Below are 14,545 nucleotides of genomic sequence, written 5' to 3'. Positions count from 1 at the left end.
CTGAATAAGAACAAGAACAGTGCCAATGATCCTCAATTCCGATCCGGCGGGCCCCTGTGTGGAACGGCGGGCCATCCGCAAGCAGTACGCCACGGAGATGGCGGTCGAACGCACACGTCTGCTGTACCAGGGCTCGCTGCTACCCACGCTGTTCATGTTGGTCAACGGTCTGGTCTGCGCCGCACTGTTATGGGAGCCGTCGCGCTATTTCCTGGTCAGCGTCTGGCTGGTCTGGTTGCTGTCGCTGGTCGCGTTGCGGGTGATCCAGGTGGCCGCCTTCGATTCGGCCATGCCAAGCCGCCAGGCACACCCGATCTGGCTGCGCATGTTCCTGCTGGGCTCCGGGATGACCGGCCTGACGCTGGCCGGGGCCGGCATCGCGCTGGTCCCGGCCGACAGTTTCCAGCAACAGGCCTGGGTGTTCGGCCTGATCGGCGCAGCCACCCTGTCGGCCAGCGTGGCCTATGCCGTGAGCCTTCCGGCGTTTCTGTCCTTTACCTTGCCCTGCCTGTTGCCAGCCATCGGTTACCTCTTCTGGGGGGGGGATGAGCAACAGCGCGGGTGGGGTTGGCTCGGACTGGTGGTGTTGGTCTCGCTGAGCGTGGTGGCCTGGCAAGTCAATCGCTTGATACAGAGCGGCATGCTGCGACGCTTCCAGAACCAGGCGCTGATAGAGCATTTGCAAGAGGCCCAATCCCGAGGTGCGCAGCTCAACGAGGCCCTGGCCCGGGAGGTCGAGCAACGTCGCTGTGCCGAGGACAAACTACGCGCGGCCCAGGTTGAGCTGGAGGCACGGGTGGCGCAGCGAAGCCGCGAGCTGGAAGTGGCCAGCCAGGCCCTGGGCAAGAGTGAGGCGCGTCTGGCGCTGGCCCTGAAGGCCAGTGAGTTGGGTTTGTGGGATTGGAATCTGCAGACTGACGAAGTCCACCATACCCAACTCAAAGAGCTGTTTGGGCTGGAGCCCGAATACGTCACGGCGATGCTCAGCCATCTCACCCCGCGGCTGCACCCCCAGGACGTGCCAGCGCTCAAGCGTGCCCTTGTCGAACACCTCAAGGGCCGCAGCGAGGATTACCAGATCGAATACCGGGTGCGTCACGGCGATGGTCACTGGGTCTGGATCGAAGACCGTGGCCGGGCGGTGGAATGCAGCGCAAACGGCAGGGTGTTGCGCATGGTTGGCACGCGGCGAAACATCAGCGCGGCCAAGGAACTCGAACAGCAGCGGCAATTGGCGGCCACGGTGTTCGAGGCCGCCAGTGAAGGCATCGTGATCTTCGACCCCAATTATGCGTTGCTGGCCGCAAACCAGGCCTTTACCCGGCTCACCGGTTTCGACATCGCCGATATGCTCGGGCGCAACGTCGTCGACCTGCCGTGCAGTCGCGACGCGCGCCGCCACTATCCCGTTATCCGCCAAGCCCTCAAGCAACACGGCACCTGGCAAGGTGAGCTGGTTGAAGCGCGGGCCAACGGTGAGCTTTACCCGCAATGGCTGCAATTGAATGTCGTGCGCGATGCGCGGGGAAACGTCAGCCATATCGTCGGCTTCTTCGCCGATCTGTCTGCGCGTCGTGAATCCGAAGAACGGATGCGCTACCTGACGCATTACGACGAGCTGACTGGCCTGGCGAATCGCTCGCTGTTTCGCGAACGTCTCCAGGAAGCTCATCAGCGCGTGCGCCAAGGCGGGCGGCGCAGCCTGGCGTTGCTGCATATCAACCTCGACCGTTTCAAACTGCTCAACGACAGCCTTGGTCATGACGTGGCCGATGAGCTGCTGCGGAAAATGGCCCGGCGCCTGATCAATGCATTGCCCGAGGCGGACACCATTGCCCGGTTATCCGGCGATGAGTTCGCGGTGTTGTTCGACGCTTATGGCAACCTCTCCAGCCTGGCTCGGGTGGCGACCCGCTTGTCGGCCAAGCTGCGCCTGCCGGTGACCATCGAAGGCCATGAGCTGGTGGTCAGCGCCTCCATCGGCATCAGCCTGTTGCCCGACAACGCACGGGAAATATCCACGCTGGTCAGCCAGGCGAACATGGCCATGCAGCACGCCAAGCACCTGGGAGGGAATAATTTCCAGTTTTACACCGACAGCCTGCAAGCCAGTACGCTCGAACGCCTGCAATTGGAAAATCAGCTGCGCAAGGCTCTTGAAGAGCAGCAATTGAAGGTCTTTTATCAGCCCAAGCTGTGCCTGGCGACCGGCCGCTTGAACGCCGCGGAAGCCTTGGTACGCTGGGATCATCCAGTCCTGGGTCGGGTTCCGCCGGGGGAGTTCATCGGCCTGGCAGAAGAAACCGGGCTGATCGGACCGATCGGCGAGTTTGTGTTGCGTCAGGCCTGTTGGCAGGCGTGCGAATGGCAGCGCCAGGGGCTGGCGCCGATCAGGGTGTCGGTCAATCTGTCGGTCCATCAATTGCGCCAGGGCAAGTTGGTCAGCCTGGTGCGGCAAGTGCTGGAAGAAACCGGCCTGGCGCCCCAATACCTGGAGCTGGAGCTGACCGAGAGCCAATTGCTCGACAGCGTGGAGCACATCATCGCCACGTTCCAGCAGTTGCGTGACCTTGGGGTCAAACTGGCGATCGACGATTTTGGCACCGGTTACTCATCCCTGAGTTACCTCAAGCGCATCCCGGTGGATTACGTGAAGATCGACCAGACGTTCATCCGCGGGCTGGGTGAGGGCAGCATGGATGCTTCCATTACCCGCGCGATCATTGCGATGGCGCACGGCTTGTCGCTGAAGGTGGTGGCGGAAGGCGTGGAGCGGTCGGAGCAGCTTGAATTTCTCCGGAATGAACAATGCGATGAGGTCCAAGGGTACCTGATCAGCCGGCCGATAGAAGCAGAGGGTTTGGCGCAGTTGTTGCGGGCGCAATAGATGCAGTGAGTTTCCGTTCTCGCAGCAACTTCCCGCCGAATAACGAAGTTTCCGGCGGGAAGTTATGTACATGGATTAATGAGTCATCAAGACTTCATCGATATGATGCAGCAACTGTCCTTCGAAGAAAATGCTGACCCCTGTGACATTAGAGTCGCCGAGCACTTTGTATTCAACAAACTTGTCGGTCAGTACCGGCAAGGAAATGTCATCGGCGTGTTGGAGTTTCAGCTCCAGTCGCAGATCAAACGATTTGTCCTGTTTGTCGCTAAGTACCAAGATCGGTGTAATGCCACTGTGGGCAACGGTTACGGTGCCGAAGGTGCGGAAAGAAGCGGCTCCGGGCATGCGGTCGATTTGCGCGGTCCAGTTTTTAGAAGTAATGCTCATGTTGTAACTCCTGTAGTAAGTTGATGGCGTCCTGCGGGGCCAATATATCGATTTTGATCGGCCGGTGTGAGGCTAATTGAAGTTGAGTTTGTAAGGGGAAGTTATCCATGCTAGTTCTCGCTATCGAGACATCGCATGATTGTACCGTCGCAGCTAATGATTAAAGATGCGCCGCGAGGTGTTATTTTTATGACTAAACTCTGGGCCTGAGCAGTGTTAAATGGTGCCGTTTAGTCGTGGCATATTGGTTTGATTGAGGCGAGCACGACAATCCTTCCGGTGTCCGCCTCGCTCGGTCAAGCGGGGCTGGAGGGTAAGACGTCATGGATGTAAATCACTCGCAGCGGTGAAATCGTGCTTCACCGCGGCACACGCTGCTACATCATGGGATCCCCAGCCAAAACAAAGGGCAGCGAGGCGATAGAGTTGCGTTTTGAACAGGCAAAAAGCCAATTCTTGTAGTATAACTACAAGCTTGCTACATCACGGCACCTGCCAATAACAAGAGTCCAGCCCCTTGAACCTGTTGCAACACATCGCCCAGTCACGCCACCTGCTGCGCAAGTCGGAGCTGAAAGTCGCCGATCACGTACTGCTTGATCCTGCGGCCGTCATGCACAGCTCCATGGCCGATCTTGCCCACAGTGTCGGCATCAGCGAACCGACCATCGTGCGTTTCTGCCGGGCCATCGGTTGCTCGGGTTTCCAGGACCTGAAACTCAAGCTGGCCCAGAGCCTGGCGGCCGGGGCCAGCTTCGGTCAGTTTGCGATTCATGAAGACGATTCAGTCGCCGACTACAGCCTGAAAATCTTCGACACGACCCTGCACACCCTGATGGAAGTTCGCGAGAAGCTCGACCCGGTGGCGTTGCAGAAAGCCGTCACGGCCATGTCCCAGGCCCAGCGTGTCGAGTTTTATGGTTTTGGCGCGTCGGGCGCTGTGGCGGCCGATGCCCAACACAAGTTTTTCCGCTTGCTGCTTACGGCGGCGGCCTATTCCGACCCGCACATGCAGGCGATGTCGGCGGTTACGCTGAAACCCACCGATGTGGCGATCTGTATTTCCCAGTCGGGGCGTTCCAAAGACCTGTTGATCACCGCGAACCTGGTGCGCGAAAGCGGCGCCTCGCTGATCACCTTGTGCCCGAGCCAGACGCCATTGGCGGAACTCTCGACGGTGAACCTGGCGATCGATGTGCATGAAGACACCGAAATCTACACGCCGTTGACCTCACGCATTGCCCATCTGGTAGTGATCGACGTATTGGCAATGGGCGTCGCCATGGCCCGTGGCCCGAGCCTGGTCAACCACCTCAAGAGCGTGAAGCGCAGCCTGCGCAGCTTGCGGCTGTCGCCCAAATCGGTGAAGGCGTTGGATGACTGAGCCCGGTCTGGGGGGGCTTCTGTGGCGAGGGAGCTTGCTCCCGCTGGGTTGCGAAGCGACCCCCAACGGTTATCCAGGCACACCGCGTTGACAGGTTTGCGACTGCTGCGCAGCCGAGCGAGAGCAAGCTCCCTCGTCACAGGGGACACCGCCCGAATTCATCGTCTTGTAATCTTCGCGCCGCCAAACCGTCATCCCGTGCCTTCATCGTAAAGCTCCCGTATACGTCTTGGGAGTCTCGACATGACCCAGTCCTACGAAGAACGCAGCGCCGTCAAAACCCGTCGTCAGCAGGAAGACCAGCGCCGCATGGCGTTTCGTCGTGCAATCGAAGACCGCTGTGAGCAACGCCAGCTCTTGGCTGAGATCAGCGAATTCCCTGACACGGTGGAGTTCAATTACTGGCAGGCAACGCCGGCGGCTTCCCGTCGAAGCGCTCAACCAGACCGATGATCTGAGCGCGCTCGGCGCGAACGAACGCCAGGAAGGCGTGGGCCACCGGCGACAAGCGTTTCGCCCTGGCCTGTACCAGGCACCAACTGCGATACAGCGGCAACTCTTCTATCGGCAGTTCGACGAGCGCACCGGAAGACAACTCCCGGCTCACGGCGTGGCGCGTCAACAGCGCCACGCCCAGCCCGGCCACCACGCACTCGCGCTGGGCCTCCGCCGAAGCCACCTCCAGTGTCTGCGTGAAGTGCACCCGTTTCTCCTTGAAATACTCCTCGCACGCCAGCCGCGTGCCTGACCCCGGCTCGCGCAGCAGCAACGTGTAGGGTTCCAGGTCCTGCAAGCGCAGCGGGCCCATGTGGCACAACGGATGATCCGGCGGGGCCACGGCCACGATGGGATTGTTGAGAAACGGCAGGAATTCCAGGCCCATGTCCTGCGGCACCATGGACATGATCACCACGTCGTCCCGGTTGTCCGACAGCCGTCGAATGACCTGGCCGCGATTGACCACGGTGAGGTTCAGGTTGACCTCCGGATGCTGGCGCTTGAACGCAGCGAACAGGTGCGGAACGAAGTACTTGGCGCTGGATTCAACGGCGAGCTTCAGCTGACCCTGCAGCGAGCCTTGCATGTCCGAAAGCTGCATGTCGAGGTTCTCCAGGCGTCCAAAAATGTCCCGGCTGGCCCGTTGCAGCGCTTCGGCGGCCTCGGTCATGTAGAGTTTTTTGCCCACATACTCGAACAGCGGCTGGCCAATCAGCTCTTCAAGGGACCGGATCTGTAGGCTAACGGCCGGCTGGGTGAGAGACATTTCATCGGCTGCGCGGCTGTAGGACCTCAAGTCGCACACCTCGTTGAAAATCTGCAATTGACGCAACGTCATACGCATCAATGACTTACGCATTTTCTACACACTCTGGACCATGACGAATGGGCCAACTATAAGTCTTTGCTTATGCATGGCCCAATAATTATTCATTTTTGTTAATCAACAGCCAGGGCTAGTGTGGAGGTGCGACCAATTGTTACATCTGGTCACGCGTCGGCCTGGATCCCAGGTCGTGGTATCACCGGCTCAAGGGAACCTCCAATTGATAACAAAGATCCTGATCGCCAACCGTGGTGAGATTGCCGTGCGAATCGTGCGCGCTTGCGCCGAGATGGGCATTCGCTCGGTCGCGGTCTATTCCGACGCAGATCGGCATGCCCTGCATGTCAAGCGTGCGGACGAGGCCCACAGCATCGGCGCCGATCCGCTGGCCGGCTACCTCAACCCGCGCAAACTGGTGAACCTGGCGGTGGAAACCGGCTGTGATGCCTTGCATCCAGGCTATGGTTTTCTTTCGGAAAACGCCGAACTGGCGGATATCTGCGCCGAACGCGGAATCAAATTCATCGGTCCGTCGGCGGAAGTCATTCGTCGCATGGGCGATAAGACCGAAGCGCGCCGCAGCATGATCAAGGCCGGTGTGCCGGTCACGCCGGGTACCGAAGGCAACGTGGCGGGCATCGAAGAGGCCCTGACCGAAGGCGACCGGATCGGTTACCCGGTGATGCTCAAGGCCACGTCCGGCGGCGGTGGCCGTGGTATCCGTCGCTGCAACAGCCGTGAAGAACTCGAACAAGCCTTCCCGCGCGTTATCTCCGAAGCCACCAAGGCATTCGGTTCGGCGGAAGTGTTCCTGGAAAAATGCATCGTCAATCCCAAGCACATCGAGGCGCAGATCCTCGGTGACAGTTTCGGCAATGTCGTGCATCTGTTCGAGCGCGACTGCTCGATCCAGCGCCGCAACCAGAAGCTGATTGAAATCGCCCCGAGCCCGCAACTGACTCCCGAACAGCGCGCCTACATCGGTGACTTGTCGGTGCGTGCGGCCAAGGCCGTGGGCTACGAGAACGCCGGCACCGTGGAGTTTTTGCTCGCCGAGGGCGAGGTGTACTTCATGGAGATGAACACTCGCGTGCAGGTGGAACACACCATCACCGAAGAAATCACCGGTATCGACATCGTCCGCGAACAGATCCGCATCGCCTCCGGGCTGCCGCTGTCGGTCAAGCAGGAAGACATCCAGCACCGTGGTTTCGCGTTGCAGTTCCGGATCAACGCCGAAGACCCGAAAAACAACTTCCTGCCCAGCTTCGGCAAGATCACTCGTTATTACGCCCCCGGCGGTCCGGGCGTGCGCACCGACACGGCGATCTATACCGGCTACACCATTCCGCCGTTCTACGATTCGATGTGCCTGAAATTGGTGGTTTGGGCGTTGACCTGGGAAGAGGCGATGGACCGTGGCCTGCGAGCCCTGGATGACATGCGCCTGCAGGGGGTCAAGACCACCGCAGCGTATTACCAGGAGATTCTGCGCAATCCGGAATTCCGTAGCGGCCAGTTCAATACCAGCTTCGTTGAAAGCCACCCTGAACTGACCAACTACTCGATCAAGCGCAAACCCGAAGAGCTGGCCCTGGCCATCGCCGCCGCCATTGCCGCCCACGCAGGCCTGTAAGGAATCATGACCATGTCCAAGAAGATCTTTGTTACCGACACAATCCTGCGCGACGCCCACCAATCGCTGCTCGCCACCCGCATGCGCACCGAAGACATGCTGCCGATCTGCGACAAGCTCGACAAAGTCGGCTATTGGTCCCTGGAAGTCTGGGGCGGCGCGACGTTCGACGCCTGCGTGCGCTTCCTGAAGGAAGATCCATGGGAGCGCCTGCGCCAACTGCGCGCCGCGCTGCCCAACACTCGCCTGCAAATGCTGCTGCGCGGCCAGAACCTGCTGGGCTACCGCCACTACAGCGATGACGTGGTCAAGGCGTTCGTCGCCAAGGCTGCGGTCAACGGCATCGATGTGTTCCGTATTTTCGATGCGATGAACGACGTGCGTAACCTGAAGGTCGCCATCGAGGCGGTGAAGGCAGCTGGCAAACATGCCCAGGGCACGATCGCCTACACCACGAGCCCGGTGCACACCATCGATGCGTTCGTGGCCCAGGCCAAGCAGATGGAAGCCATGGGTTGCGACTCGGTGGCGATCAAGGACATGGCCGGCCTGTTGACCCCGTATGCCACTGGCGAACTGGTCAAGGCGCTGAAGAGCGAGCAGTCGCTGCCAGTCTTCATCCATTCCCACGACACCGCGGGCCTGGCTGCGATGTGCCAGCTCAAGGCTATTGAAAATGGTGCCGATCATATCGACACCGCCATCTCCAGCTTTGCCTGGGGCACCAGCCATCCGGGTACTGAATCGATGGTCGCCGCCCTCAAGGGCAGCGAGTTCGACACCGGCCTGGACCTGGAACTGCTTCAGGAAATCGGCTTGTACTTCTACGCCGTGCGCAAGAAATACCACCAGTTCGAAAGCGAGTTCACCGCAGTCGACACCCGCGTCCAGGTCAACCAGGTACCGGGCGGGATGATTTCCAACCTCGCCAACCAGCTGAAAGAGCAGGGCGCCCTGAACCGCATGAACGAAGTGCTCGCGGAAATCCCCCGAGTGCGCGAAGACCTCGGCTTCCCGCCATTGGTGACCCCGACTTCGCAGATTGTCGGCACCCAGGCGTTCTTCAACGTGCTGGCCGGTGAGCGCTACAAGACCATCACCAACGAAGTGAAGCTCTATCTGCAGGGCGGCTATGGCAAGGCGCCGGGTTCGGTGAACGAGAAGCTGCGCCGCCAGGCCATCGGTAGCGAAGACGTGATCGATGTGCGTCCGGCCGATTTGCTCAAGCCGGAGATGACCAAGCTGCGTGGGGAAATCGGCGCGTTGGCCAAGTCCGAAGAGGACGTGCTGACCTACGCCATGTTCCCGGACATCGGTCGCAAATTCCTCGAAGAACGCGAAGCCGGCACCCTGACCCCAGAAGTACTGTTGCCTATCCCAGAAGCGGGCAGCGTGAGTTCAGCGGGTGGCGAAGGTGTGCCAACCGAGTTCGTCATCGACGTTCACGGTGAGACCTATCGCGTCGACATCACCGGAGTGGGCGTCAAGGCTGAGGGCAAGCGGCACTTCTATCTCTCCATCGACGGCATGCCCGAAGAGGTCGTCTTCGAACCGCTCAACGAGTTTGTCAGCGGCGGCAGCAGCAAGCGCAAGCAAGCCACCGCGCCGGGCCACGTCAGCACCACCATGCCGGGCAACATCGTCGATGTGCTGGTCAAGGAAGGCGACGTGGTGAAGGCCGGCCAAGCGGTGCTGATCACCGAAGCCATGAAGATGGAAACCGAAGTGCAGGCGGCTATCGCCGGCAAGGTCACCGCGATTCATGTGGCCAAGGGCGACCGCGTCAATCCGGGCGAGATCCTGATCGAGATCGAAGGCTGAGTTAACAGCCTCGATACAACGTTTTAACCTCGGGGGGGCATGTGCTCCCCTTTTTTTTGGTCCGTCAGAACATCATCCGCCATTGGCCCATTAGCGAACCGCTGCGGTTGTCCTGCCCGGTTTCACTGCGGTAACTCAATCCCAGGATGTGACGTGGCGAGACGGCCAAGTCCAGCCCCGCTTGCACGAGCACGCTGTCACGGTCCAGCTCGACACCTTCGATGCGATAGGTGTTTCCCCCACTGATCAGGCGCTGCTGGGAGCTACCTTTGATGTCGCCGTATAAATGCCTCCAACTGACATCCAGTCGGGGCGTCAATGCCATGCCTTGGTCAAACGTAAAGGGCCGGGCCAGGCGCAGACCAAGATCGGTGCTGTAGTGATCCTGGGTCTGGTCGTTGTATTGCACCGCGGCGTCCCCGCCTTTTTCGCTGTAGCGCTCGCGTTGATAGCGTTGATAACCCAATTGGGCATAGGGCTCGATATCGAAATGGGCGATATTCAACGGGTAGCCAACCTGCCCAAAGACTTGATGCGTATTGGCTTCGTAACTGCCCTTGAGGTTGTCTCTGTAACGGTTGAAGGCAACGTGACGCTTGGTGCTGCCGTCATGGCTGCCATAAACGGCGCCCAGGCGCAGGGCCAGAGGCCCGTCCTGGCGCAAGGCATATGCGCCCGCGAGCCAGCTGTCGAGTGCGCCTTCGAACTGATGGCTGTCCAGCCGGGTTTGCGTCTTGCCGCCGATGATCCCTAGCCGCCAATCGGGGCTGATCGCCCAGTCGGTGCCCAGCATCACCCCCTTGGTCGAATGCTTCATGGCATAGCTTCCCAATTGCTTGGCGAGACTTCCGTTGTGGCCGACAGCCTGGACCCAGACCTGACCGTTATCCTGCCCGCCCCCCGAGGTTTTGCGGCCTATGGCAGAGAGTAAGCCTGTGGCAATCGGCGCGACGCTGCTCAGGGTGGCGTTGCCCAGATCGGCGGTGTCGTAACCGCTGAGTTGGTCAATGGCATCGGCGGCGGTGGTCATGTTGGTGCCGAGCAGGGCGGTGATGGCGGCGTTGGGTTTCGGCTCAGTGCTGGCGACTGGCTGCGTTTTGCTGGGGTGTTGTGCTGGACTATCGACCTTCGGCAGTGTGGCAGGTGCCTGAAAAACCGCTACGTTGCCGACAGGCTTGGGTGGGAGTGCTGTGACCCGTTGTGGTTTTTCGATACCGCCAGTGAATCTTTCAGCGTTTTCGTTCTTCGCAGCAGCCTTCAGCGGAACGTCATTACGAGCATAAGCCAGGCCAACCTCCGTCCCGTTGTAGTGTGGGGTCGCGGTCATGAAGGGAAGGTTATCGATGACCGTGCCGAACTTCCCTTCAATCTGCTTCGCACGGATCACGGTGTGCTGGCTTGTGCCCATGTTCTCAACCTCTACGGCGTCGATCCTCAGGGTCGCGTCGTTCAGGGTCGCGGTGCCTGCGACATTGATCGTGGCGCTGGCGCCCGCGGCATCGATGCCGTAGATCAGCTCGGCGTCTTTCAACAGTTCAAGGTTTCCGTTGATCGAGGGTGCGCCGATTTCAGGACCGACCTTCAGCTGGCCCGCCACGCTCAGGAACTCAACAGATCCATTGCCGCTGAAGCGGGCCTTCTCGCGTACATGGACAGCGCCATTCACCGTGCCTGAGTTGGTCATATGGGCGTCTGGCTCGACGATGACGCGATTGGCGACAACCCCCTTGTTATCGAACGTACCGAGCACCCCGACTTGTCCGTCGATATGGCCGATATTTACGAGTTTGGTTTGCGCTTCAATCACTGCCCAACCGCCAAAATTCCCGGTGTGTTCCCATTCGTTTTTCGTGACGTGCAAAGCTTCGAAATTGCGGGTTTCAGCCAATCTTGGGCTCAGGGCATCGCCCAATCGAAGAACGTTGTTTCCGCCACCTCCATCAACAGGCCCGCTGAACGCACCCTTTGCGGTGACGTTGACCAGATCGTTGGCCTTAGTCAGTTTCATGCCGCCTTTGCGGGCGGTGGAGACAGTGTGATGCTTGGTATCTGTAGCTTCTTCGAGGGTCTTGAGACGCTCCTGAAGAACAGCCGTCGTGGGAGTTTCGGCAACTGACTGAGCCATGGAAACCTCGGCGCAGCCAAGTGCCAAAGCTATCGCCAGCGCGAGATGTTGGGGCAGAAATGAAGGTTGGGTTGGCATCGAGTGGACCTTTTTATGACGGAGGTCTCACTGTAAAAATTCCAGCCTGGGTGGCGATGCCAGCCTTGTTCGCTGCGAGAGCAAGATTCGGCGGATGAAATTTGTAGGCTGCTTGTGCTGCGATCAGCGTGTCGTGTCGTTGGATTTCATGGGGCTGAGCTTTGCCCTACAGCCTGCTCGGACCTTTCAATTTTGTCGGGCATCAACCGCTCGATACTTGGGTTCGTGATGGTAGGCTTCCGGCCGATCAAAATTAAGCTTTGTAGACCCATTCCGTGTTTCGCGTAGGATGGTTCCGAGATACAGAAACTCAGCGTTGTTTCGTTGGGGCCTCGCCTATAGTTCTCTCGTCATCGACTAATCGGTGATCGATCTTAGCCGGTCGAACAAGAGTGCACGGGCGCCCCCGATGGCGGCGCTTTTTGCCGCCCAATGTTTTTACATTTATGGCGGCTGTGCGGGGGACATCTTCGGGTGTGCCGGATTCTCTTGTCCGGTCGGCTAACCCGCGTACAGCTGCCACCATATTCGTTTAGCCGCGAACGGTGGTAGCTCTTAACTCAAGAGAGCAACCCGATGATCAAGTATTACCCCCTTCAAGCAAATACCAGCGCCGGAGCCACACTGTTTATCGACACGGAAGCCAGTGCCTCCGATCTGTTGGAAACGGCTGCCCATCGTATAAAAGCTGCTCGAGACTTACTCAACAGCATTTCCTGTCTATGCATGAAAAACGCCGAGGGTTATGACCTGGAGCACTTCACCTGCGCCGCGCATCTGCTGTTGCAGGACGGTTGCGATGCGTTGGAGGTGTTGGGATGGCGCGTCGATGGAGAGGGTGATCTCCAGGCGCCGGCTAATAGCAATCCGTCTGCAAGCCAGACAGGTTCAGTCAGCTCAACCGTTTAGCCGATGAATTAGCATTGTTACGATAAAGCTGTATATTCATACAGTTTTATCGGCCTTTAAGCTGATGGCTAGGTTTGCCGAGCCAATTGCTAATTGTTGATTACCTTTTTTTAACGCAACATCGCGTAAGGGCGATAGCCGGGGCGTCTTGACCTTCAAAGCAAGGTAGAATCGCGACCCGCTATGGGGGGTGTATGGCAAAAGAGGCGCAAATGACATTTGCTGAGCTGGACGTTCCATTTGCTTTGAAGGTACCGGTTCAGTCGTTGGTTACTGCCAGGGCTACGGCTCGTGCATTGGCTGCCGGGTTCCCCATAGACAAACAGTTGAGCTTGGCAAGAGCATTTGGCGTTCGGCTAATTGAAGCTTGGTGGCGCGGCCTCAACCAGGATGAAATCGCTCCTCAGGAGCTTCGTGCACCGATTGCCGAATTTGAAACCTCAACACTTTCAGACGCCGCCAGCTTGCTTGCCGAGCAGATCGGTACGGCGGCCTCAGAATTCGATGCTGAGACGGCTGCCTATCAGATAGGCCTTACCTACACCAGTATGCTGCCCGTGGAGCATCGCGGAGAGTATGGGATTTTCTATACGCCTCCAGCTCTAACCGCGCGGCTTATCGATCAGGCCACGTCAGCGAATGTTGATTGGGCGAAATGTCGTGTTCTGGATCCGGCGTGTGGCGGTGGTGCGTTTCTCGCACCCATTGCGCAGCGGATTATGAAGGAGCTTGCACAATGCAGCCCGCGACTGCTGCTGCAAAGTATTGGTAACCGGCTGCATGGCTTTGAAATAGATCCGTTCGGAGCCTGGCTCAGTCAAGTTACTTTGGACGCAGTGTTGCTGCCCATCAGTCGCTCGTCGGGTCTGCGCTTACCTGTCATGATCACGGTTTGTGATTCGTTGCGGAATAGCCCGCCTAAAGACGGATTCGATTTGGTCATTGGTAATCCGCCGTATGGCAAAGCCAAGCTGGATGTCGAAACGCGCGAGTTATATAAGCGCTCTCTATACGGTCATGCCAATCTTTACGGACTGTTTACGGACTTTGCCATTCGTCAAACCAAACCGGGTGGGTTGATCGCTTTTGTTACCCCTACTTCTTTTTTGGCGGGGGGGTATTTCAAAAATCTGCGTGCGTTGATTGGCCAAGAAGCACCTCCGATTTCCATAGATTTCGTTGCGGCCCGTAAAGGTGTTTTTGATGATGTTCTTCAAGAAATGGCTCTCACCACCTACCGTAAGGCTGGCGAAGCCGTTCCTGTTGTTGTCTCTGAAATAATATCTGCGGACGGTGTGACTGAAATTAGAGAGACAGGGTCAATCATCCTGCCTAAAGACTGCACTTTGCCTTGGCTGCTACCTCGGAATCCCAACCAAACGAAACTTGTGGGAAGGCTTTCTGAGATGCCCCATCGTCTTGTTGACTGGGGATATAGAGTCAGTACGGGGCCGTTGGTCTGGAATCGCCATAAATCGCAACTGACCTACCAAGCTGGTAGCAGTCGGCTACCGCTTATATGGGCTGAGGCAATTACAGCCGATGGGGAGTTTGTTTTTAGAGCAGAGAAAAAGAACCATGCTCCTTATTTTGAGCTGGCGCCCTCTGATCAATGGTTGGTGACGACCCAGCCCTGCGTACTTTTACAGCGCACCACTGCAAAAGAGCAGAGCCGCCGCCTTATCGCAGCTGCGTTACCAATAGATTTTCTTCAGTCGCATGGCGGAGTGGTGATAGAGAACCATATCAACATGGTCAGACCCATCACAGACGTTCCCAAAGTTAATACTGCTGTGCTTGCTGCTTTTTTGAACAGCGGGGCGGCTGACCGTGCGTTTCGTTGCGTCAGTGGTTCTGTAGCAGTTTCAGCCTATGAGCTTGAATCCTTGCCTTTACCCGATCCGGCGGCCTTGAAGGAGTTAGCAGGGTTGGTTGAGGCTGACGCTTCAAAAGAGTCCATCGAAGCAGCTTGTTCCAAACTTTTCTAAGGA

Annotated in this window: 11 protein-coding genes; 8 read left to right on the top strand and 3 right to left on the bottom strand. The window is 58.3% G+C overall.

All coding sequences use genetic code 11. From position 1 onward, the window contains the following. Positions 1 to 25: 25 nt before the first annotated feature. Positions 26 to 2,887 (top strand): bifunctional diguanylate cyclase/phosphodiesterase, encoded by a 2,862-nt coding sequence (locus tag AD663_RS27610; RefSeq protein WP_003187113.1) that lies wholly within the window; start codon positions 26 to 28, stop codon positions 2,885 to 2,887. A 75-nt stretch (positions 2,888 to 2,962) separates the two neighbouring features. Here AD663_RS27610 and AD663_RS27605 read toward each other — a convergent pair whose 3' ends face one another. Continuing rightward, a complete protein-coding gene (locus AD663_RS27605) occupies positions 2,963 to 3,277 on the bottom strand; it encodes a hypothetical protein (protein WP_003187111.1) in 315 nt (104 codons plus the stop codon). A 517-nt stretch (positions 3,278 to 3,794) separates the two neighbouring features. Between AD663_RS27605 and hexR the strand changes: the two genes are divergently transcribed. Both hexR and AD663_RS28815 read left to right on the top strand, forming a co-directional pair. Then, positions 3,795 to 4,661, top strand: a complete 867-nt coding sequence (gene hexR / locus AD663_RS27600) for a transcriptional regulator HexR (protein WP_003187110.1) — start codon at positions 3,795 to 3,797, stop codon at positions 4,659 to 4,661. A 243-nt stretch (positions 4,662 to 4,904) separates the two neighbouring features. Beyond that, the gene (locus AD663_RS28815) at positions 4,905 to 5,114 is read left to right on the top strand and encodes a PA3496 family putative envelope integrity protein (protein WP_083455214.1); all 210 of its coding nucleotides are present in this window, start codon (positions 4,905 to 4,907) and stop codon (positions 5,112 to 5,114) included. Here AD663_RS28815 and AD663_RS27595 read toward each other — a convergent pair. Further along, a complete protein-coding gene (locus AD663_RS27595) occupies positions 5,056 to 6,018 on the bottom strand; it encodes a LysR family transcriptional regulator (protein ID WP_003187108.1) in 963 nt (320 codons plus the stop codon). The genes AD663_RS28815 and AD663_RS27595 overlap by 59 nt on opposite strands. Positions 6,019 to 6,205: 187 nt before the next feature. Between AD663_RS27595 and AD663_RS27590 the strand changes: the two genes are divergently transcribed. Then, positions 6,206 to 7,621, top strand: a complete 1,416-nt coding sequence (locus tag AD663_RS27590) for an acetyl-CoA carboxylase biotin carboxylase subunit (RefSeq protein ID WP_003187105.1) — start codon at positions 6,206 to 6,208, stop codon at positions 7,619 to 7,621. Positions 7,622 to 7,633: 12 nt separating this feature from the next. Further along, the gene (gene oadA, locus AD663_RS27585; protein WP_003187103.1) at positions 7,634 to 9,442 is read left to right on the top strand and encodes a sodium-extruding oxaloacetate decarboxylase subunit alpha; all 1,809 of its coding nucleotides are present in this window, start codon (positions 7,634 to 7,636) and stop codon (positions 9,440 to 9,442) included. 64 nt (positions 9,443 to 9,506) lie between these two features. On the opposite strand, the gene AD663_RS27580 is transcribed toward oadA, so the two are convergent. After that, complete coding sequence (locus AD663_RS27580) at positions 9,507 to 11,126, bottom strand: autotransporter domain-containing protein (protein ID WP_256217281.1); 1,620 nt, start codon at positions 11,124 to 11,126, stop codon at positions 9,507 to 9,509. On the opposite strand from AD663_RS27580, the gene AD663_RS29490 reads away from it, so the two are divergent. The 3 genes from AD663_RS29490 (at position 11,127) to AD663_RS27570 (ending at position 14,542) form a co-directional block, all read left to right on the top strand. Beyond that, on the top strand, positions 11,127 to 11,558 hold the full coding sequence (locus tag AD663_RS29490) for a hypothetical protein (RefSeq protein WP_225970853.1): 432 nt from the start codon (positions 11,127 to 11,129) through the stop codon (positions 11,556 to 11,558). 663 nt (positions 11,559 to 12,221) lie between these two features. Further along, positions 12,222 to 12,554, top strand: a complete 333-nt coding sequence (locus tag AD663_RS27575; RefSeq protein ID WP_053214879.1) for a hypothetical protein — start codon at positions 12,222 to 12,224, stop codon at positions 12,552 to 12,554. Between the two features lie 212 nt (positions 12,555 to 12,766). Then, positions 12,767 to 14,542: a class I SAM-dependent DNA methyltransferase gene (locus tag AD663_RS27570; protein ID WP_003187098.1), complete on the top strand. Its 1,776-nt coding sequence runs from the start codon at positions 12,767 to 12,769 to the stop codon at positions 14,540 to 14,542. Positions 14,543 to 14,545: the final 3 nt, after the last annotated feature.

Source organism: Pseudomonas sp. Q12-87 (assembly GCF_001269755.1).
In the GTDB taxonomy this organism is placed as follows: domain Bacteria; phylum Pseudomonadota; class Gammaproteobacteria; order Pseudomonadales; family Pseudomonadaceae; genus Aquipseudomonas; species Aquipseudomonas fluorescens_S.
Note: the sequence above shows the minus strand (reverse complement) of the source record. Positions and strands in the feature narration are given on the sequence as shown.